The 21031-nt window shown below is 35.2% G+C and carries 14 protein-coding genes; 10 read left to right on the top strand and 4 right to left on the bottom strand.

All coding sequences use genetic code 11. The features are described 5' to 3' along the window. Window positions 1-59: 59 nt before the first annotated feature. Window positions 60-2441 (bottom strand): LPS assembly protein LptD, encoded by a 2382-nt coding sequence (lptD, locus tag H3T80_RS06930; protein ID WP_198200924.1) that lies wholly within the window; start codon window positions 2439-2441, stop codon window positions 60-62. 74 nt (window positions 2442-2515) lie between these two features. Beyond that, complete coding sequence (gene pcnB / locus H3T80_RS06925; protein WP_232350113.1) at window positions 2516-3817, bottom strand: polynucleotide adenylyltransferase PcnB; 1302 nt, start codon at window positions 3815-3817, stop codon at window positions 2516-2518. Window positions 3818-4238: 421 nt separating this feature from the next. Between pcnB and oxyR the strand changes: the two genes are divergently transcribed. From oxyR to H3T80_RS06905, 4 genes are all read left to right on the top strand, one after another. After that, the gene (gene oxyR / locus H3T80_RS06920) at window positions 4239-5165 is read left to right on the top strand and encodes a DNA-binding transcriptional regulator OxyR (protein WP_198200923.1); all 927 of its coding nucleotides are present in this window, start codon (window positions 4239-4241) and stop codon (window positions 5163-5165) included. Between the two features lie 33 nt (window positions 5166-5198). Next, window positions 5199-5843: an HTH-type transcriptional repressor FabR gene (gene fabR, locus H3T80_RS06915; protein ID WP_198200922.1), complete on the top strand. Its 645-nt coding sequence runs from the start codon at window positions 5199-5201 to the stop codon at window positions 5841-5843. An 82-nt stretch (window positions 5844-5925) separates the two neighbouring features. Beyond that, window positions 5926-6084 (top strand): hypothetical protein, encoded by a 159-nt coding sequence (locus H3T80_RS06910; RefSeq protein ID WP_198200921.1) that lies wholly within the window; start codon window positions 5926-5928, stop codon window positions 6082-6084. A gap of 22 nt (window positions 6085-6106) precedes the next feature. Further along, window positions 6107-6955 carry a hypothetical protein gene (locus H3T80_RS06905; RefSeq protein WP_198200920.1) on the top strand — a complete coding sequence of 283 codons (849 nt, stop codon included), beginning with the start codon at window positions 6107-6109 and terminating at the stop codon, window positions 6953-6955. A 64-nt stretch (window positions 6956-7019) separates the two neighbouring features. Here H3T80_RS06905 and pntB read toward each other — a convergent pair whose 3' ends face one another. Both pntB and pntA read right to left on the bottom strand, forming a co-directional pair. Continuing rightward, a complete protein-coding gene (pntB, locus tag H3T80_RS06900) occupies window positions 7020-8408 on the bottom strand; it encodes a Re/Si-specific NAD(P)(+) transhydrogenase subunit beta (protein WP_065650792.1) in 1389 nt (462 codons plus the stop codon). A 15-nt stretch (window positions 8409-8423) separates the two neighbouring features. Continuing rightward, entirely contained in the window at window positions 8424-9956 is a 1533-nt protein-coding gene (gene pntA / locus H3T80_RS06895; protein WP_198200918.1) for a Re/Si-specific NAD(P)(+) transhydrogenase subunit alpha, read from the bottom strand. Between the two features lie 363 nt (window positions 9957-10319). Between pntA and rbsK the strand changes: the two genes are divergently transcribed. The 6 genes from rbsK to mukB all read left to right on the top strand — a co-directional run bounded on the left by rbsK (window position 10320) and on the right by mukB (window position 20929). Continuing rightward, entirely contained in the window at window positions 10320-11513 is a 1194-nt protein-coding gene (rbsK, locus tag H3T80_RS06890) for a ribokinase (protein WP_198200916.1), read from the top strand. A 24-nt stretch (window positions 11514-11537) separates the two neighbouring features. Further along, window positions 11538-12491, top strand: a complete 954-nt coding sequence (locus H3T80_RS06885) for a nucleoside hydrolase (protein ID WP_370527995.1) — start codon at window positions 11538-11540, stop codon at window positions 12489-12491. Further along, window positions 12488-13876 carry an MFS transporter gene (locus tag H3T80_RS06880; protein ID WP_198200915.1) on the top strand — a complete coding sequence of 463 codons (1389 nt, stop codon included), beginning with the start codon at window positions 12488-12490 and terminating at the stop codon, window positions 13874-13876. The genes H3T80_RS06885 and H3T80_RS06880 overlap by 4 nt, the downstream gene beginning before the upstream one ends. A 534-nt stretch (window positions 13877-14410) precedes the next feature. Continuing rightward, window positions 14411-15733 (top strand): chromosome partition protein MukF, encoded by a 1323-nt coding sequence (mukF, locus tag H3T80_RS06875; protein WP_086353907.1) that lies wholly within the window; start codon window positions 14411-14413, stop codon window positions 15731-15733. Window positions 15734-15776: 43 nt separating this feature from the next. Continuing rightward, a complete protein-coding gene (mukE, locus tag H3T80_RS06870; RefSeq protein ID WP_198201186.1) occupies window positions 15777-16508 on the top strand; it encodes a chromosome partition protein MukE in 732 nt (243 codons plus the stop codon). Between the two features lie 2 nt (window positions 16509-16510). Continuing rightward, window positions 16511-20929, top strand: a complete 4419-nt coding sequence (gene mukB / locus H3T80_RS06865; RefSeq protein WP_198201184.1) for a chromosome partition protein MukB — start codon at window positions 16511-16513, stop codon at window positions 20927-20929. The last annotated feature ends 102 nt before the right edge of the window (window positions 20930-21031 follow it).

Below are 21031 nucleotides of genomic sequence, written 5' to 3'. Positions count from 1 at the left end.
TTATTTAACTCATTATATTGTTGTGATATCAATTTATCACTATAAATGTATTGGTTAGTTTATTCAAATGTTGATGTATAAGGTAACTTACCAAAATCTAACATTTTGGCGTTGCTATCTCGATTATTTCCTAAACCTTGTAATTCAAAGTTAATCGAAAATTTATTTTTGTATTTGCTCACACGGGTTGTTTCATCCCAATCGGTTAGCTTTCGGCCATATTGCATCGTCACTCCCCAGCAACAATCACTATAATGTAAACCAATAAAGCTATCTGCAATTTGATTCTGTTTCATATCATAATAATATGAACCGACAGCACTCACTGTTTCAGATAATGGCCAACTAGCCATAATACCGGCTTGAGATAGATCTTGTTTATAGCGTTTTTCTGATGAATCTTTATATCTGTCATCTACAGTAGTAATATAATTATGGTTTGCATATCGATAAGATAATTGCATTAATTTATCACCGCTTGGTCGATACTCAAAGGTGGTGTTGGCTAAGGCAATGGTGTCAATTCGGGTATCATATTGGATGCCACTACGAAAAATAATATCATTACTTATACGCCAAAAATTATCTGTTGCCCATGTAATACTACCCGTATCTGAATTTTTATCTAATTCATTATTGTGCTCACTAGTTTTAGATTTAGTGAAATAAGTAATTTGACCAAGAGATAAATTGAACTTTTCAATTTTATTACTATCATAAAAACGTGTGGTTACCCCTGTAGCAAGTTTGTTAGTCGAGGCTATCCGATCTAAACCGCTGTATGCCAAATCTCTAAATAATCCAACGTAATCCGTCTGTAAATAACTTGAGTCATAGTTATCGATATTGGATTGATTGCGATAGGGAATATAAGTATATTTAATACGTGGTTCAAGTGTTTGGGTATAATCATTCATAAACTCAATGTCACGTTCGAAAATAACTTTACCATCCAGACTAAATTTAGGCATAAAACGATTTACACTACTATCTAACTTTTTATCTAAATTTTTGGTTAACCGATTATATCTTTTAAGATTTTGTTGTTTGTAATGAGTCGCCATAACGCCAGTTTCTGTTGCTAATGATGCCCAAGAATTAGTTACTGTATAATTAAGTGTTGGTTCAATATGGGTTCGCCATGCATTAGGTTTATCTTTTGTGGCATTTATAAAGTGAGATACTTGTGCAAATGTTTTGAATTTTAGTGGGCCCAGGTCGTAATTATAATAGTTAATATCGAATTGTGGCTGGGTTTGGTAAAGGTTATTATTGTGAAATGGTTGAAAATGTTTGTAACCTAAAGCTACATCCCAATTTTCATCATTATAGGCTAACTTATAAAATTGCGTTAAATATCCATCTGTCTGAGAGGCATAGTTAGAGCTAAGATCAGTTAAATACTGATTATCACTGACACGTGTAACATCAGTATATAAGCGCCAATTATAATTTATTAATTCGTCATTTTTCCAATGGAATAACCATCGATTACGATTATCATCATACTTATTGCCATTCAATGATTTTTTTCTATCTTCACTATATTTACTATCATGCTGTAACCAGTCAAAAACGATAGTTCCTAAGCCTAATTGATTTAAATAGCGAAATTCAGTCTGTAATTGTACACCACGATGTTGTAAAACTCTTGGTGTTAATGTGGCATCATAATTTGGTGCGATATTCCAATAAAAAGGTAAAGCAAAATCAATACCATCGATACTGTCATAACCAAAAGTTGGCATTAATAAACCTGAACGTCTTTTATTGCCGGTTGGTAATTGTAAATAAGGTGAATATAAAACGGGAACTTTGCCGATGCTAAATACCGCATTCCATGCTTCTAGTAATTGTTCTTCGTTATCATGAATTACTGTAGTACCTTTAATATTCCAAGTACTATCATCTACAGGGCAAGAAGTAAAACTACCATTTTTTAGAATAATATAGCGATTTTTCTCCAGTTTCATTTCATCGGCTTTACCACGTCCAAGCCGATCAACTAAATGATATTCACTGGGATTCATATTTGAATCATTATTATTAAGATTTATCGCTGCATGACGACCTTTCATTTTTATCAAGTTATCTTGATAAGTGATATTTCCATCTAATATTGCCACTCGGTTATTTGCATCTTTAGAATCAATAGTTACTTTATCAGCTTGAACGGTGCGATTACCTTGTTCAACATACACGTCGCCACTATAAATAGCTAAATTAGGATAAATCGCTTTAAACTCATCAGCTTCTGCATTAACCGGTAATGTATTTATATCACCATTTACTATTGGTCGCTCAAATTTTGGTACATTAATAAGACACTGAGGATTGCTCGTAACGTTTTTAGGTATGCCAATTGCATAGCTAGTACTATCATAATTATACAGAGAAAATGTAACAGCTATAGCAATAAGAGAGAGTGATAATTTTTTCATCAATGATTAGAGTGTAATTATGATTATTTTAATTAAAACATTATAGCGGTTATTTACAAAAGTGCGAATGAAAATTAACGTTTAATACGCCGTTTATTGCTTTTACCAATCTGTTTAACCATAGATATTTTTCTTTCGGTGGATACATGTTGAAATTCATCCCACCATTTGGCTAAATCTAACAATTCACCTTTTTCGATAGATGATCTCATTTCTAGTAAATCATAAGCGGCACGAAATTTTGGATGTTCCAAAATCGCAAAGGCACGTTTCCCTTCACGTTTTTTCATTCTTAATTGTAAGCGCCAAATGTCACTCATTACATTTGTTAATCGTTTTGGTATTGCGATAATTCGACACTGTTCGCTTAGCACATCATTAATAGCCATAGAAAAAGAATCATAATACTGTAAACCACTTTCAATACAGTTAATCTGAGTCTGTTCTATAATTGGATACCAAAAAAAGGCAGCGTATAAAAAAGCTGGATTGACACGTTGCTTATTTTCTATTCGATAATCAGTATTTTTTAATACGTGAGCAATAATTTTTTCCAAATTACTATTATTATTTTGTACAAATAAGCGTTCAATCACTGGAAAAAGTTGTTCAAATAGTTGGTACTGTTTTAATAAAATATAAGTGTTGTAACCATGACCAGATTGCAATAATTTTAGAGATTCATCAAAAAGTCGTGCTGATGGAATATTTTTTAATAATGGAGCAAGTTTTTTTATGGGATCTGCCGATGCTTGATCAATTTTCATGTTAAGTTTTGCCGCGAAACGAATTGTTCTTAACATTCTAACCGGATCTTCACGATACCTTGTTTGCGGATCGCCAATTAATCGAATAACACCATTTTTTAGATCTTTTAATCCGCCACAGTAATCACGAATAGTAAAGTCTTTAACATTGTAATAAAGGGCGTTCATTGTGAAGTCACGGCGAATAGCATCTTGTTCAATCGTACCATATACATTGTCACGTAATAGCATGCCAGATTGCGATCGTTTAGAGATATTGGCCTGTTCACTTTGATCATCATGGTCACCACGAAAAGTAGCAACTTCAATTATCTCTTTACCGAACATAATATGGGCGAGGCGAAAACGTCTTCCAATTAATCGACAATTACGAAACACCTTTTGAATTTGTTCAGGAGTAGCATTTGTGGCAATATCAAAGTCCTTAGGTTTTTTACCTAAGAGAAGATCTCTAATACATCCACCAACTAGATAAGCTTCATATCCTTGTTTATTTAAGCGATAAAGAACTTTTAAGGCATTTTCGCTTATATTTTTGCGAGAAATATTATGTTCATTACGAGAAATGCAGACATAGTGTGATTTTTGCTGTTCTTCATGCTGAAACATTTTACGATAAAAGCGAGAAACTTGTTTAAAAATAGCACACCTCAAATTAATAATAGTCTATATAGCAATCTAGCGCGCGATTATATCGTAATTACGGTTAACTTTCCATTTTTCTTAATATGGTTATGGTAAGTAGAATAAAGAGATATAGTTTATAATCATTAAAGATTCTATTTGATTTTTTAAACATAATTATCAACAATAGCAGTTTATATAGTACAATTAATGAAATTAGCCTATTAAGCATCAAGAAATTATGCATAACAACAGATTTTATCTGTATTTAAATAACTAATTAATTTTACTGAATTTGATACTCTTATTTTATAAATGATTTTTATCCGAAAAACAGTAGTTTTTTATATCTATTTATTAGATTTCTGAGTATATAACCATTAACTGATAATTTTTTGGGGACACTATGAATATTCGTGATTTGGAATATTTTGTATCGTTAGCTGAATTTCGGCACTTTCGTAAAGCAGCAGATGCTTGTAATGTTAGTCAACCAACATTAAGTGGTCAAATCAGAAAACTTGAAGACGAATTAGGTGTAATGTTACTTGAGCGAACTAGTCGCAAAGTGTTATTTACCCAAACTGGCATGATGCTTGTTGAGCAAGCCAAAGAAATTTTACGTAATATACAAATTTTAAAAGAGATGGCTAGCCGTCAAGGTGAAGAGATGTCTGGCCCGATGCATATAGGTTTGATTCCTACCATTGCACCCTATTTATTACCGCATGTAATTACGGTATTACATGAATCTTTTCCTCAATTAGAACTTTATTTGCATGAAGCTCAAACAGCCAACATTGTTGCTCAACTTGAGAGTGGAAAACTGGATTGTGCGATTATTGCTCAAGTAAAAGAAACGGCACAATTTATTGAATTACCGTTATTTAATGAACCAATGTTTTTAGCGGTTCCTGCAAATGACGAATTAGCCACTAAACAAACAGTTAAACTTTCTAATTTAAAAGGGCAAAAATTTTTAATGTTAGAAGATGGTCACTGTTTGCGTGAACACGCAATGGGATATTGTTTTCAAGTCGGAATCGATGAAGATAAACAATTTAAAGCAACAAGTTTAGAAACATTGCGTAGTATGATATCTGCTGGACGAGGTATTACCTTATTTCCAGAGTTGGCAGCACCGAATGAGCGTACTCGCGATAATATTTGTTATATTCCTTGTTGTGATCCTATACCGACGCGAAGTATTGCTTTGATTTATCGACCAGGTTCTCCACTAAGAGCTCGGTATGAAACTATAGCTAAAACTATTCGCGATCATATGCCAAAAGTATTTGCAGAAAAAGAGCGATTATTAGGGCAAACAAACTGATAACTTATATTTTTATCATGCTGAATTTTGAAAATGAAAAACATTAAAACCGGTGGTATCAGAGCGCAGCAAAAGGAAAGAACTCGTCGAAGTTTAATTGATGCTGCGTTTAATCAACTTAATGCTGAACAGGGTTTTGCAAGTTTAAGTTTGCGTGAGGTTGCTCGTGAAGCTGGTATTGCCGCCACCTCATTTTATCGACATTTTCGTGATATGGATGAATTAGGTTTAGCGATGGTTGATGAAAGCGGTTTAACGCTTCGCCAATTGTTAAGACAAGCTCGAAAACGTATCGAAAAAGGTGGCAGTGTGCTTCGGACTTCTGTAACCACCTTTATTGAATTTATAGATAAAAACCCTAAAGTATTTCTATTATTGCTGCGCGAAAAAGCCGGAACATCTTCTGATTTTCGATCGGCGATTGCTCGTGAAATTCAGCATTTTATCGTCGAGCTTGTTGACTATTTAGATCATGCTAATCAAATGCCACATCATTATAATGAAGCTCAAGCAGAAGCGATGGTTACCATTGCTTTTAATGCTGGTGCTGAAGCGCTTGACTTTGATAGTATTCAGCGTCAAAAATTAATAGAAGATCTTATTTTTCAACTTCGAATGGTTTCTCGAGGGGCCTATTACCTTTATCATAAAGAACAAGTAAAACTTGAAAATTATTGATCATTTCTTTCATTGTATATTTATACCCAATTTATAATTTAGATTTCAATTATAATAAAAAGAACCTTGTTAAGGATAATGTATGGTTAGGCTACTTTTCTGTGTAATTAATTTATTTATTTTACTTTTTCCTCTTATTTCCAACGCATCAGAATATATTGGTTTCAAGCGAATTCATTATGATATACAAGATGGAAGACCATTAGATATTGCTGTTTGGTATACAACAAATAATAAGTAAAATTTAATAACTATAGCTGATAATGCTATTTTTTGGTTTTGAAGTTATTGCTGATACAAGACCGGAAATAAAGAGCACTCAATTTCCATTAATTTTACTTTCACATGGTTATGGTGGCAGTTGGCAAAATTTAAGCTGGCTTGCACATGAATTAGCTGCAAAAGGATATATTGGTGTAGCTCCTAATCATCCAGAAACAACTATATTTGATAAGAATACAGAGCAGTCAGCTAAACTATGGTTACGTCCGCAGGATTTAAGCAAAACTATTGATGCTCTGGCTGAAGATCAAATACTCACAAATATTATTAATTTTAATCAGATTGCCGCTATAGGCCATTCGTTAGGTGGTTGGTCAGTTATTACACTTTCTGGCGCTAGATTTAATACTGACACTTTTAATGAGGATTGTAAAAAGTATTCATATTTAAAAGGTTGTCATTTGATGTCAGAACTTGGTTTAGCAAATCCAGAACTGAATAAGAGTATGTTAGACCCTAGGATTAAGGCATTCATATCTTTAGATGCTGGTTTGACAAGAGGATTCACCGTAGATAGCTTAGAAAAAATTAAAATTCCTGCTCTTATTATTGGAGCTGGAATAGATATAGGTGATACAGATGCCAAACTTGAATCAGGTTATGTACAAGAATTTCTACCAAAATCATCCTCCAATTATATTATTATTCCAGATGCAATGCATTTCAGTTTTATTCAAATTTGTAAATCCAATGCATTAGATATCTTAAATCAAGAGAAACAAGATGAAAGTATTATTTGTAAAGATGGTGGTTATCGTGCGAGAGGGGAGATACATCGTGAAGTTACCGATCTCATTATTGGTTTTTTATCTAAAACATTCAAAAAATAAAAATTGTCATTAAAAAAACTGCGACTTAAGTCGCAGTTTGTTGTTATTTTTAATGGTTACATTATTATAAATTTTGCAACACTTTTTCAACACTATCTTTAGCATCACCAAATAACATGTAGCTATTTTCTTTAAAGAATAGTGGGTTTTGCACGCCAGCATAGCCGGTGTTCATTGAGCGTTTTGAAATAATGACAGTTTTTGCTTTCCAAACTTCTAGAACCGGCATTCCTGCGATAGGACTATTAGGATCTTCTTCTGCCGCTGGGTTAACTGTATCGTTAGCACCAATTACCCAAACAACATCTGTATCAGGGAAGTCATCATTAATTTCATCCATTTCTAATACAATATCATAAGGGACTTTTGCTTCAGCTAATAATACGTTCATATGGCCAGGTAAACGTCCTGCAACTGGGTGAATACCAAAGCGAACTTCTATACCCATACCACGAAGTTTTTCAGTAATGTTACTTACTGCACCTTGAGCCTGAGCAACGGCCATACCGTAACCAGGTACGATTATTACTGAGCGAGCTTCTTTTAAGGTTTGCGCAACTTCTGCTGGTTGCATTTCACGGTATTCACCTTGTTCTTCTTCTGAAGAGCTTGATGAACTGCCATCACTACCAAAACCACCGGCAATTACGCTGATAAATGAACGATTCATTGCTTTACACATAATGTAAGAAAGAATTGCACCAGAAGAACCCACTAACGCACCAGTTACAATTAGAAGATCGTTTTGTAACATAAAGCCTGCCGCTGCTGCCGCCCAACCAGAATAGGAGTTAAGCATTGAGATAACAACAGGCATATCCGCACCACCAATTGATGCTACAAGGTGGAAACCAAACACTAATGCAATAATTGTCATGATAAGTAAACAAACTAAGGCTCCTGCGCCAGTTTGTACATTAATAAATATAAACATCAAGATAACTGATACAACTATTGCTGCTAGATTTAGGTAGTGTTTATATGGGAGAGATAATGGTTTTGAACTAATTTTACCATTTAACTTTCCAAATGCTACAATTGATCCTGAGAAGGTAACAGCACCGATAAATACACCTACAAAAATTTCAACTAAATGAATTGTTACTTCATTCGGTGCAACCATGTGCGGATCTAAGAAGCTGTTTATACCAACAAGAACGGCCGCCATACCAACAAAACTATGGAGAAGCGCAACCAGTTCTGGCATTTGGGTCATTTCTACTTTTTTAGCTAGATAAAGACCGATAGCGGCACCAATAACCATAGCAATAATGATCCAGTGTAGTCCACCTTTGATACTAGCAACAGCAGCAATAAGCGCAATTGCCATACCGATCATGCCATAAATGTTTCCAGATTTAGCTGATTCTTGATTTGATAGGCCTCGTAAACTAAAGATAAATAGTAATGCAGCAATAACATAAGCTGCTTGAATGATTCCATGACTTAACATTATCAATAATCTCCTTTACTTGCCACGTTGGAACATTTTCAGCATTCTTTGAGTAACAAAGAATCCACCAAAAATATTGATACTAGCAATTAAAATAGCAACGAAGGCAATCGCCGTTGTTAAGCCATTATCATCACCGACTTGTAATATTGCACCGACTAATATAATACCCGATATTGCATTAGTAACTGACATTAGTGGTGTATGTAATGAATGAGTTACATTCCATACTACGTAATAACCAACTACACATGATAATGCAAATACGGTAAAGTGACCTAAAAAGCTCTCAGGCACAGAGTTTGCTAACCAGAAATAGGCAATAATTAATAAAGCTAAAATGCCATATTTTTTGGTTGATGACATTGGTTTTGGTTCAGGTTTAGCCACAGGCTCAACCGCTTTTTTCTGTGGTTGTGCTGAAACTTGAATTGGTGGAGCGGGCCAAGTTATTTCTTTGTCTTTAACTACAGTTACACCACGAATCACTACATCATCAAAGTTGATGTCAATATTGCCATCTTTTTCTTTAGCAAGTAGTTTTAATAAATTAACAATGTTAGTACCGTATAATTGTGATGCTTGTGCAGGCATACGGTTAGCTAAATCAGTATAACCAACAATTTTAACATTATTATCAGTTTCGAATACTTCACCAGGTTTAGTTAATTCGCAGTTACCGCCAGTTAAAGCTGCTAAATCAACAATAACACTGCCTGGTTTCATTGATTCAACCATCTCTTTTGAAATAAGTTTTGGTGCAGGTTTACCTGGAATTAATGCTGTAGTGATAATGATGTCAACATCTTTAGCTTGTTCAGCAAATAATGCCATTTCTGCTTCAATAAATGCAGCAGACATTTGTTTAGCATAGCCATCACCAGAACCGGCTTCTTCTTCGAAATCTAATTCTAAGAAGTCAGCTCCCATACTATTAATTTGTTCTGCAACTTCAGGTCGTGTATCGAATGCACGAACAATAGCACCTAAGCTAACTGCCGCACCAATTGCAGCAAGGCCCGCTACACCCGCACCAATTACCAACACTTTTGCTGGTGGTACTTTACCTGCAGCAGTAACTTGCCCAGTAAAGAATCGACCGAACTGATTTGCTGCTTCAATAACTGAACGGTAACCAGCAATGTTAGACATTGAACTTAATGCATCAAGTGATTGAGCTCGTGAAATACGAGGTACACAATCCATTGCCATTACAGTGATATTTTTAGTTGCAAGTTTTTCTAAAAGATCTTTATGTTGAGCAGGATAAATATAGCTGATAAGCGTTAATCCCTCTTTCATTAGAGCGATTTCTTCATCAGTTGGCGCATGAAATTTTAAAATAAGATCATTTTGCCAAATATCCTTTGTACTTTGAATAGTGGCTCCAGCATCAATAAAAGCTTGGTCTTCGAAATGAGCAGCATGCCCAGCACCTTGTTCTACTGAAACTGTAAATCCAAGTTTTAACAGTTGTCCAACGGTTTGAGGTGTTGCTGCAACTCTAGCTTCATTGGCTAACCGTTCTTTTGGTATACCGATATGCATTGCGTTACATCCTTATGTTAAGAAAGATTATTCATGTTTTGCGATTTTAGCATAAATTAGCGACAGTGCGAGTAAGGAATTAATTTTTTATTATCAAAATTAGATTATTATTTTTTATGATAACTTGATATAGCGTTATGAGTTATAGCAAAAGTATAGTTATTTTGCTGATAGTTATTACTAATAGATGTGACAATAATAAAATGAATAATTTTCATTAAATTTTATTATTTTTAAAGCAGTCGAGTCCAACCTATCTTAGTTCCGTTTGCTTCTGTTTTATCTCATAAGTTATGATTATTATCACTCTTTTAATGATTTAATCCAGCTATACTTTGATTTAATCATCAAGAGGTTTACTTTATGTTCTTAGAAGAAAGACAAAAAGCTATCTTAGCTTATTTAGATAAACATGAAAAAGGTAGTGTTCAATATTTTTCGGAAATATTTAAAGTATCTAAAGAGACTATTAGAAAAGATCTCTCTACATTGGCGAAACAGTTATTAGTTATTCGTTGTCACGGTGGTGCCATGATAAAAAGGCACAGATTAGTAAGCAATGTTACTGATAAAGAGTGTATTACCTCATTAATGACGAGATATGAAAAACAGAAATTTAAAAAACTAGGAGACAGAATGAACGGTAATGTTTGTATTTTAGGTTCATTTAATGTTGATATTGTTGCGCAAGTAGCAAGATTTCCAAAAGGTGGTGAGTCAATTCTGGCACAAAAAAGTATGATTGGTCCAGGTGGAAAAGGTGCCAATCAAGCACTTGCTGCAAGTCATGCCGATGCAAAAGTTCATTTTGTCGCAAAAGTGGGAACAGATCAATTTAGTCAATTTGCTCATGATCATCTTTCTTCATCGAAAATTAACTCATTTACTTTGTATCAGTCAGATAAAGAACCTACTGGCAATGCCGTCATTTATGTTTCTGAAGAGAATGGCGAGAATATGATAGCCATCTATCCGGGTGCAAATTTAACAATTACTAATAAAGAAATTGTAATGTTAGAAAGTTATCTTAAACAATCTGATATTCTATTAGTTCAACTTGAAAATAATATTGATGCTGTTTTAAATGCAATGAAATTAGCTAAAGCAATGGGGGTAAAAGTGGTGTTAAACCCGGCGCCTTATTCTAAAGATATTCAGCAGTTATTGTCTTATATCGATATTGTTACTCCGAATGAAACTGAAGCAAGTTTAATGTCAGGAGTTGAAGTTAATGATTTCGATAGTGCTAAGCTTGCAGCAGAAAAAATCTATTCATTAGGGATTCAAACAGTCATTATTACTTTAGGTAGTAAAGGCTCTCTTGTCTATGATGGAAAACATCATCAACATATTAAGCCTTTTTTAGCTGTTCCTGTTGATACAACTGGTGCTGGTGATGCTTTTAATGGCGCTTTTTGTGCTTCATTGGCTAAAGGAGAAACCCTTTATCAAGCAGCAATTTATGCTTCAGCTTTTGCATCTTTAGCCGTTGAGCGCGAAGGTGCATCAAATATGCCATCGCATCAAAATGTGCTTAAACGAATGGCAAATATATAAATTTACTTGAGGAACCGATTTATGATGAATCAGCCAAAAAAAATTATCCTTGATTGCGATCCCGGTCATGATGATGCTATCGCACTTTTATTAGCTCATGGTAATCCAAATATTGAATTGCTAGCGGTAACTACGGTTGTTGGTAACCAAACATTAGAAAAAGTAACTCGCAATGCATTATCTGTTGCACGTATCGCTAATATTACAAATGTACCTTTTGCTGCAGGAGCGGTAAGACCTTTAATTAGAAATGTAGAAGTGGCACCTGATATTCATGGTGACTCTGGACTTGATGGCCCCGTTTTACCGGAACCGGCAATTCAATTAGATAAAAGGCATGCTATTGATTTAATCATTGATACCATTATGTCACATCCCCCTAAAACAGTCACATTGGTTCCAACAGGCGGTTTAACTAATATTGCAATGGCGGTACGTAAAGAGCCGAAAATCGTTGAGCGAGTAAAAGAAGTTGTTTTGATGGGTGGTGGGTATCATGTTGGCAACTGGAGTGCTGTTGCTGAGTTTAATATCAAGATAGATCCAGAAGCAGCTCATATAGTATTTAATGAAAAATGGCCTGTTACTATGGTTGGATTAGATCTTACCCATCAAGCATTAGCTACACCAGAAGTAATTGAAAAAATATCTGCAATAAAAACAAAACCAGCTAAATTTGTTTTGGAAATGCTGGAATTCTTCGGAAAAATGTATAAACAAGCTCAAGGTTTTACTTATCCGCCAGTGCATGACCCTTGCGCTGTTGCTTATGTTATAAATCCTGAATTAATAAAAACTAAACGAGTGCCAGTTGATATTGAATTGACAGGTACATTAACTTTAGGAATGACCGTGGCTGATTTTCGTTTTCCTCCTGATGATAGTTGTCATACTCAGGTTGCAACTGAACTTGATCATACTGGTTTTTGGGATTTAATTGTTGACTCCCTAGAACGAATAGGTGAGGTTAATCTATGATTGAAAAAAGTAAAGGTAAATCCAGTGTATTTACACTGATGATGGCTTTACTTGCTGCATGTGTTGCTTTCCAACTTAATGCTAGTATGTTAAGCCCTGTATTAGTAACCATAGCAAAAGAGTTAGGAACGAATGATGCTGCTGTTGGGCTATCGCAAACCTCATTTTTCACAGCAGCAGCTCTATTTTCATTATTTTTACCACGATTAAGTGATATAAAAGGGCGAAAAAAAGTCTTAACAGCTATGTTATTAATCATGACATTAGGTACAGTTTTAGCTGCTGTTGCACAAAATATTGAAGTGTTATATGCCGCGCGGATTATTCAAGGTGTCTCTGGACCTGTCGTACCTCTATGCTTGTTAATGTTAAGTTTTGAAGTAAAAGATGTTAAACAATATGGTATGTTAATGGGAATAATAACAGCAGTAAATGGTGGTATTGCTGGTGTTGATGCGATAGCTGGTGGTCTACTTGCAACTCATTTCGGTTTTCGTTCTGTATTTTGGGTTATAGCTATAGTGGCTGCAATTTCCACTTTATTTGTTCACCGTTTTGCCTCCGAATCCAAACCATCGGCAGGCACTAAAATGGATTGGTTAGGTGTTTTGCTAATTGTCTTAACCATAGCTGCGCTATTACTCGCGCTTAATGAAGCGGGTAAACTGGGTAATGCAAATTGGTTGATAGTGGTAGCATTAACACTGTTTGCTATCTTATGTTTTATTCTATTTTGGCATGTAGAAAAAAGAAATAAACAACCACTTGTTACCACCAATCATTTGAAAAAACGTGCTACATGGGCTTTATTATTAACAACAACTTTAACCATGACAGGTATTTTCGCCATTGTTAATGGTTTGGTCATGTCAATTGCTCAAAATCATGAGATTGGCTTTGGATTAGAAGCGGATTGGGCTTCACTCATTTTTCTTACTCCTTATGCTTTAATTGGTTGGTTTGTGGGACCATTTTCCGGAAGGTTGGCACCAACAATGGGTTATAACAATGTGTTAAAATTAGGTCTTGTGGGCTGTGTTATTGGCATTTTAGTTATTATGTTTTATGGCATTCATTCTCTACCTATTTTATCGGTAGGGGTTATTGTGCTAGGTATTTTCTACGCAGGCATGGCCAATATTATCTTAAATGGCTTAGGTGTTGTTTTATCTCCTAGCGAAAACCCAGGTTTTCTACCAGGAATGAATGCTGGTGCATTTAATTTAGGCGCAGGCTTAAGTTTTGCTTTATTACCAGCAATTCAGATGATGAATGGTAGTTCAATTGATGGTTATTTTAATGGCATGTTACTTGGATTAGCGATTACGGTATTAGCTCTAATTTGTAGTTTTCTTATACCTCGTCCAATTAATGCTGAAGTTTAATCAGATGATTAATAGGAAACGGGATATTAATCCCGTTTTTTATATATAAATTAATCTTGTGTCGCTAGTTGGTTATTTTTACTAGCAAGTCAATTTCAACCCAATAACATTTGGCCTTTGATTGGGTTTAATAGTTACTTGCCCTTTATCATTGGATATCTCTGTTTTATCTAAATTATTAACTACATCAATAGTGACAGGAGTACTGGTCAGCGGTTTACCCTCTTTATTTGCAGTAATTGATAAGTTGTCACTGCGCTTCAATTTTGTTGGATTTATAGAAAGCACCAGTTGTAGGTTAATATTCTATTATTTTTGTATCTATAGAAGCCAATTTGATTAAGGTAATAAAAGTAATTTGAGAAAATGGAATATAGTATATTACATCTAATAATAAATCCTAAACTTAGCTATTTTTAACTACTACAATTTGTTATATAATCGATAAAATTTTGTCCATAACACAATATATTGTGTTTCTCATATTATTTTAAGATGTCAGGCTTTCTGAACATCCTTAATTAAGGAATCACTATGATGGATTTTTCCCAATCAGTGCCAGAACTGGTCTCTTGGGCAAAAAAAAATGATTTTTCGATTGCTTTGCCTGTTGAGCGATTAGCCTTTTTGTTGGCAATAGCTGTATTAAACAGTGAACGCTTTGATGGTGAAATGACTGAATCTGAATTAATTGATGGTTTTCGACATGTTTCACACATTTTTGAGCAAAGTGAAGATACTATTACTGTCCGTGCTAATAATGCGATTAATGATTTAGTACGCCAGCGTTTAATCACACGTTTTGCTAGCGAAATGACCGATGGTTATTCTATTTATCGATTGACACCTTTGGGAATTGGTATATCTGATTACTATATTCGTCAACGAGAATTCTCGACTTTACGTTTATCAATTCAGCTTTCAATTGTTGCACAAGAATTAAAACGTGCCGCAGATGCTGCTCTTGAAGGTGGTGATGATTTACATTGGCATCGTAATGTTTTCGCACCTTTAAAATATTCAGTAGCTGAGATCTTTGATAGCATTGATATCACTCAGCGAGTGATGGATGAACAACAAGCTGATGTAAAACAAAATATTTCTGCATTATTAAGTCAAGATTGGCAGGCGGCAATTAGTAGCTGTGAGGGCTTACTGACAGAAACATCGCAAACCTTACGTGAATTACAAGATACATTAGCAGCGGCTGGCGATAAGTTACAAGCTAGTTTGCTTTTAATACAAGATGCGACTTTGGATAATCCTGAGTTAGATAAAATTAATAATGTAGTTATTGATTTACAAGGTAAATTAGACCGAATCATCGGTTGGGGACAAAAAGCAATAGACCTATGGATAGGTTATGATAGGCACGTTCATAAATTTATTCGTACTGCAATTGATTTAGATAAGAATCGAGTTTTTTCTCAACGATTACGCAAATCGATCCAAAGCTATTTTGATTCACCATGGTCACTTACTTTTGCGAATGCTGAACGTTTACTGGATATGCGTGACGAAGAGTTGGCATTACATGAAGCTGAAGTGACAGGTGAGTTACCTTCTGAACTCGAATTTGAAATGATTGAAGAAATTCAAGAGCATATAGTTGCACATATTGAACAAAATCTATTGATCTTTAAACAAGAAAATAAACCACTTGATATGAGTATTGCTATTCATAGTTATTTAGCACAGTTCCCACGAGAACAGCATTTTGATATTGCAAGATTGTTTATTGATCAGGCTATTCGATTAGGTATTGCCGAAAGTGATTTACTTGGTATTCCTGCCGAATGGAAACCTATTAACGATTATGGAGCTAAGGTACAAGCACATGTCATCAACAGATACTAAAGATATAGAAATGGAACAAACTGCTCATCATCTCGATGAAGTCATGGGACGTATTGCTGCAAGTTCTCAAGCGTCTATAGATAAATATATGCCAGTGAAATTGGCTCAAGCTATTGCCAATCCAATTTTTCCTGAACTAGATAGTTTATTACGCTCAGGCCGCCATATTGGTATTGATGAACTGGATAATCATGCATTTTTGATGGATTTTCAATTTGAACTTGAACAGTTTTATCAACGTTATAATGTTGAGCTTATTCGTGCACCAGAAGGCTTTTTTTATCTTCGTCCTCGTTCAACCACTTTAATTCCCCGTTCAGTTCTTTCTGAATTAGACATGTTAGTGGGTAAAGTATTGTGCTATCTCTATTTAAGCCCAGAACGATTAGCGCATGAAGGTATTTTCACTTTGCAAGAACTTTTTGATGAACTGGTTTCCTTAGCGGATGAAAGTAAATTGTTGAAATTAGTTAATCAACGTTCAACGGGATCTGACTTAGATCGTCAAAAACTATTTGATAAAGTAAAAACCGCATTAAATCGCTTACGTCGACTAGGCATGATCTTCTTTATTGTAGGTAACGATAGTAGTCGATTTCGTATAAATGAATCTATTTTCCGCTTTGGTGCTGATGTTCGCAGTAGTGATGATGCGCAAGAAGCGCAATTACGCTTAATTCGAGATGGTGAAGCGATTAAAATAGAATCATCACTTATTTTGGATGATGATAATAGTGAAGAACAAGATGAAAATGTTAATGAGGAGATTGAATAATGATGATGGGACACGGTAAATTTCACTCATTAACCTTAATTAACTGGAACGGTTTTTTTGCCAGAACCTTTGAGCTTGATCAGCTGGTTACCACGCTTTCAGGTGGTAATGGCGCAGGTAAATCAACGACTATGGCTGCATTTGTCACAGCGCTAATTCCTGATTTGACTTTATTACATTTTAGAAATACCACTGAAGCGGGTGCAACCTCCGGTTCTCGAGATAAAGGTTTACATGGTAAGTTAAAGCCAGGTGTGTGTTACTCTATGCTAGACGTTATCAACTCTCGTAATCAGCGAATTATCTGTGGTGTACGTTTACAGCAAGTAGCAGGGCGTGACAAAAAAGTAGATATTAAACCTTTTTTAATACAAGGCTTACCAGTCAATATTAGTCCAACCGCATTGGTAACGGAACGTTTAAATGATAAACAGGCTCGAATTTTATCACTACCAGAATTAAAAGATAAAATTGAGTCAATGGAAGGCGTTATTTTTAAACAATTTAACTCTATTACCGATTATCATTCAGTCATGTTTGATTTTGGTGTATTACCGAAACGGTTACGCTCTTCATCTGACCGAAGTAAATATTATCGCTTGATTGAAGCTTCTCTATATGGGGGGATTTCAAGTGCTATTACACGATCATTACGTGATTATTTGTTGCCGGAAAATAGTGGTGTCAGAAAAGCCTTCCAAGATATGGAAGCAGCATTACGTGAAAATAGAATGACACTTGAAGCTATTCGAGTAACACAATCGGATCGTGATTTATTCAAACACCTTATTACTGAGTCTACAAACTACGTTGCTGCTGACTATATGCGTCATGCTAATGAACGTAGAGTCCATATCGAATCGGTTTTAGGATTGCGTCGTGACATGTTTAAAACGCAAGATCTGCTGATTAGTAATCAATTCCGCCAAGTTGAAATGGCAAAAGAATTAAAAGAATATCAAGATGCTCAAAGTGACTTAGAAACGGATCTTCAGGCAGCCAATGATCATCTTAACCTTGCGCAAACAGCTTTACGTCAACAAGAAAAAATAGACCGTTATCAAGCGGACTTAGATGATCTGAATTTGAAACTTGAAGAGCAAAATGAAGTTGTCCTCGAAGCCAATGAACAGTATCAAACTTACCGTGATCAAGTTGAGCAGACTGAGCAAGAAGTTGATGAAATAAAAACCCAATTAGCTGATTATCAACAAGCTTTAGATGTGCAGCAGACTCGAGCAATCCAATACCAACAAGCTATTCAAGCTTTAAAAAATGCTCAACAACTATGCCAATTACCAAAATTAGGTATAAGTAATGTTGAAAATCATTTTGAAATCTTTGAAGAAAAACAAAAAGAAGTTACTGAACAACTGTTAGAATTAGAGCAAAGACTAAGTGTTTCTGATGCCGCAATTAATCAATTTGATAGAGCTTATCAACTAGTTGTTAAATTAGTGGGGGACGTAGTGCGCAGTGATGCTTGGCGTGCCGCTAGAGAAGCATTAAAGCAGTGGCCTTCACAATGTTACCAAGCCGATCAAGCAGAACATTTACAACTACAATTAGATGAATTAGAGCAACGCTTTTTTGAGCAAAAAGAAGCTGAATCATTATTAACTCAATTTTGTAAGCGTTTTGGCCGTCAACTTAATTATGATGAGCTTGATGAATTCAAACAAGAGCTAGAAGTTCAACTAGATCAAAATGCTGAGCTTGCCAATGAATCAAGTGAAAAACGTATTGAATTTAGACAAGAGCTTGAGCAAATTCAAACGCAAATTGGTGCTTATCGACAAAAAGCACCTTTATGGTTAAAAGCCCAAGATGCACTTATCGCATTGCAAGAACAAACAGAGCAAACGTTTACTAACAGTCATGCAGTCACGCAACATATGCAACAATTGCTTGAACAGGAACGTACTTTAGTTACACAACGTGATCAAATAAACTTCAAACGCAATCAACTTGATGCACAAATTGAACAACTCAATCAACCAAGTGGTGTTGATGATGGTCGTTTATCGACGTTAGCGGAAAGGTTTAATGGTGTATTACTTTCTGAAATTTATGAAGATGTAACGATTGATGATGCGCCTTACTTTTCAGCATTATATGGTCCATCAAGACAAGCTATTGTGGTACCTGATTTATCACTGGTAAAAGCTCAACTAGAAAGCCTGACAAATAGTGAAGAAGATTATCCAGAAGATATCTATTTTATCGAAGGTGATCCATCTTCATTTGACGATAGTGTTTTTGATTGTGAAGAGATGACTAAATCAGTATTAGTTAAAACCGGTGATCGTCAATGGCGCTTTTCCAGTTTTCCTAAGGTCCCTTTATTTGGCCGAGCAGCACGTGAAATTCATCTTGAAAAATTATCGTCAGAACGCGATGAATTACATGAACGTTATGCAACAATTTCATTTGATCTGCAAAAATTACAACGTATTGAGCAAAATGTTGGGCAGTTTATTGGTGAATATCTATCTGTAGCATTTGATATCGATCCAGAAGCCGAAGCGCAAAAGTTATCGACAAGACGTAATGAAATCGAACGTCAGCTCTTGGCACAAGAAAGTATTGATAAACAAAATCAACAACAAGTTGCAAATTGTAAAGAGCAGTTAATCACTGTAAATCGATTGGTAGCTCAAATGCATTTATTGGCTGATGATGATTTAGCGGATCGGGTTGATGATCTACGTGAGCAAGTTGCTGAAGCGCAAGAGGCCGCGCAATATGTTAGTCGTCATCGCCATACTATTGCAGAACTTGAACCCATTGTTGCAGTATTGCAAAGTGATCCTGAGCAGAATGAATCGTTACGTGAGCAGTACAATTCGGTTAAAGCTCAGCAGCAAACCATTCGCCAACAAGTTTTTGCTTTAACGGAAGTGATGCAACGTCGTGCACATTTTAGCTATGAAGATTCAGCGGGTATGTTGAATGAAAATAGTGATCTCAATGAAAAATTACGTGCTCGATTAGAAGTTGTTGAAGGACAACGAGGTGAAGCTCGTCGTCAAATGCAACAGTATCAAGATAAATATAATCAATACAATCAAACATTAGCATCCCTTAAAAGTGCATTTGAAACTAAGCGAGACATGCTTAATGAATTGCATAAAGAGATCGAACAAATTGGTGTTAAAGCGGATGCAATCACTGAAGAGCGAGCTCGTATCCGTCGTGATGAAATTCATCAAAAACTCAATAGTAATCGCCAACAATGTACGTCTTTGGAAAAACAACTTATTATGTGTGAAAGCGAAATGACGCAAATGCAAAAACGCTTAACACAAACACTGCGTGATTATAAACAATTACGTGAACAAGTTGTTGAAGCAAAAGCTGGTTGGTGTTTAGTGTTACGACTTGTTAAAGAAAATAGTGTAGAACGACGATTACATCGACGAGAATTGGCTTATCTCAGTGCTGATGAACTACGTTCTATGTCGGATAAGGCACTTGGTTCATTGCGTTTAGCGGTAAATGATAATGAACACTTACGTGATATATTAAGATTATCCGAAGATCCGAAACGACCAGAACGTAAAATCCAGTTTTATATTGCGGTTTATAAACATCTACGTGAACGAATTCGCCAAGATATCGTCAAAACTGATGACCCAATTGAAGCCATTGAACAAATGGAAATTGAGTTGTCACGCTTAACTGAAGAACTTACTTCACGAGAACAGCAATTGGCTATTAGTTCAAAAAGTGTGGCTAATATTATTCGTAAAACTATACAACGTGAACAAAACCGTATTCGTATGCTTAATCAAGGATTACAAGCGGTGGCATTTGGTCAGGTTAATGGTGTTCGTTTGAATGTTAGTATTCGTGAGGCACACTCTTCATTATTAGCTGCATTAGCTGATGATCAAAATGAACATCAGGATCTATTTAGTAATAATCGTATTACCTTCTCTGAAGCGTTAGCCAAACTTTATCAACGTTTAAATCCACATATTGATATGGGACAACGAACTGCACAAAATATTGGTGAGGAGTTGCTAGATTATCGAAACTATTTAGAGATGGATGTGGAAGTTAATCGTGGTGCTGATGGTTGGTTACGAGCTGAAAGTGGTGCTTTATCAACCGGTGAAGCGATTGGTACAGGTATGTCTATTCTACTTATGGTAATTCAAAGTTGGGAAGAAGAGTCTAAACGTCTACGTAATAAAGATATTTCACCATGTCGATTATTATTTTTGGATGAGGCCGCTCGTCTTGATGCCAAATCGATTGCTACACTCTTTGAGTTATGCGAACGATTAGAAATGCAGCTTATTATTGCTGCACCAGAAAACATTAGCCCAGAAAAAGGTACAACCTATAAACTAGTTCGTAAGGTTATCAATAACCAAGAACATGTTCATGTTGTTGGCTTGAAAGGTTTTGCTTAATAAAGTTAGCTATGGTATTTTATAAAAATATTGCTGGTATTTACCAGCAATATCTTATTTTGATATAAAAATTCATAAAGATATATGGATTTATCTGCAATA

Origin of the sequence: Gilliamella sp. W8145 (assembly GCF_016101145.1) — a bacterium.
Taxonomy (GTDB): Bacteria; Pseudomonadota; Gammaproteobacteria; order Enterobacterales; family Orbaceae; genus Gilliamella; species Gilliamella apis_A.
Note: the sequence above shows the minus strand (reverse complement) of the source record. Positions and strands in the feature narration are given on the sequence as shown.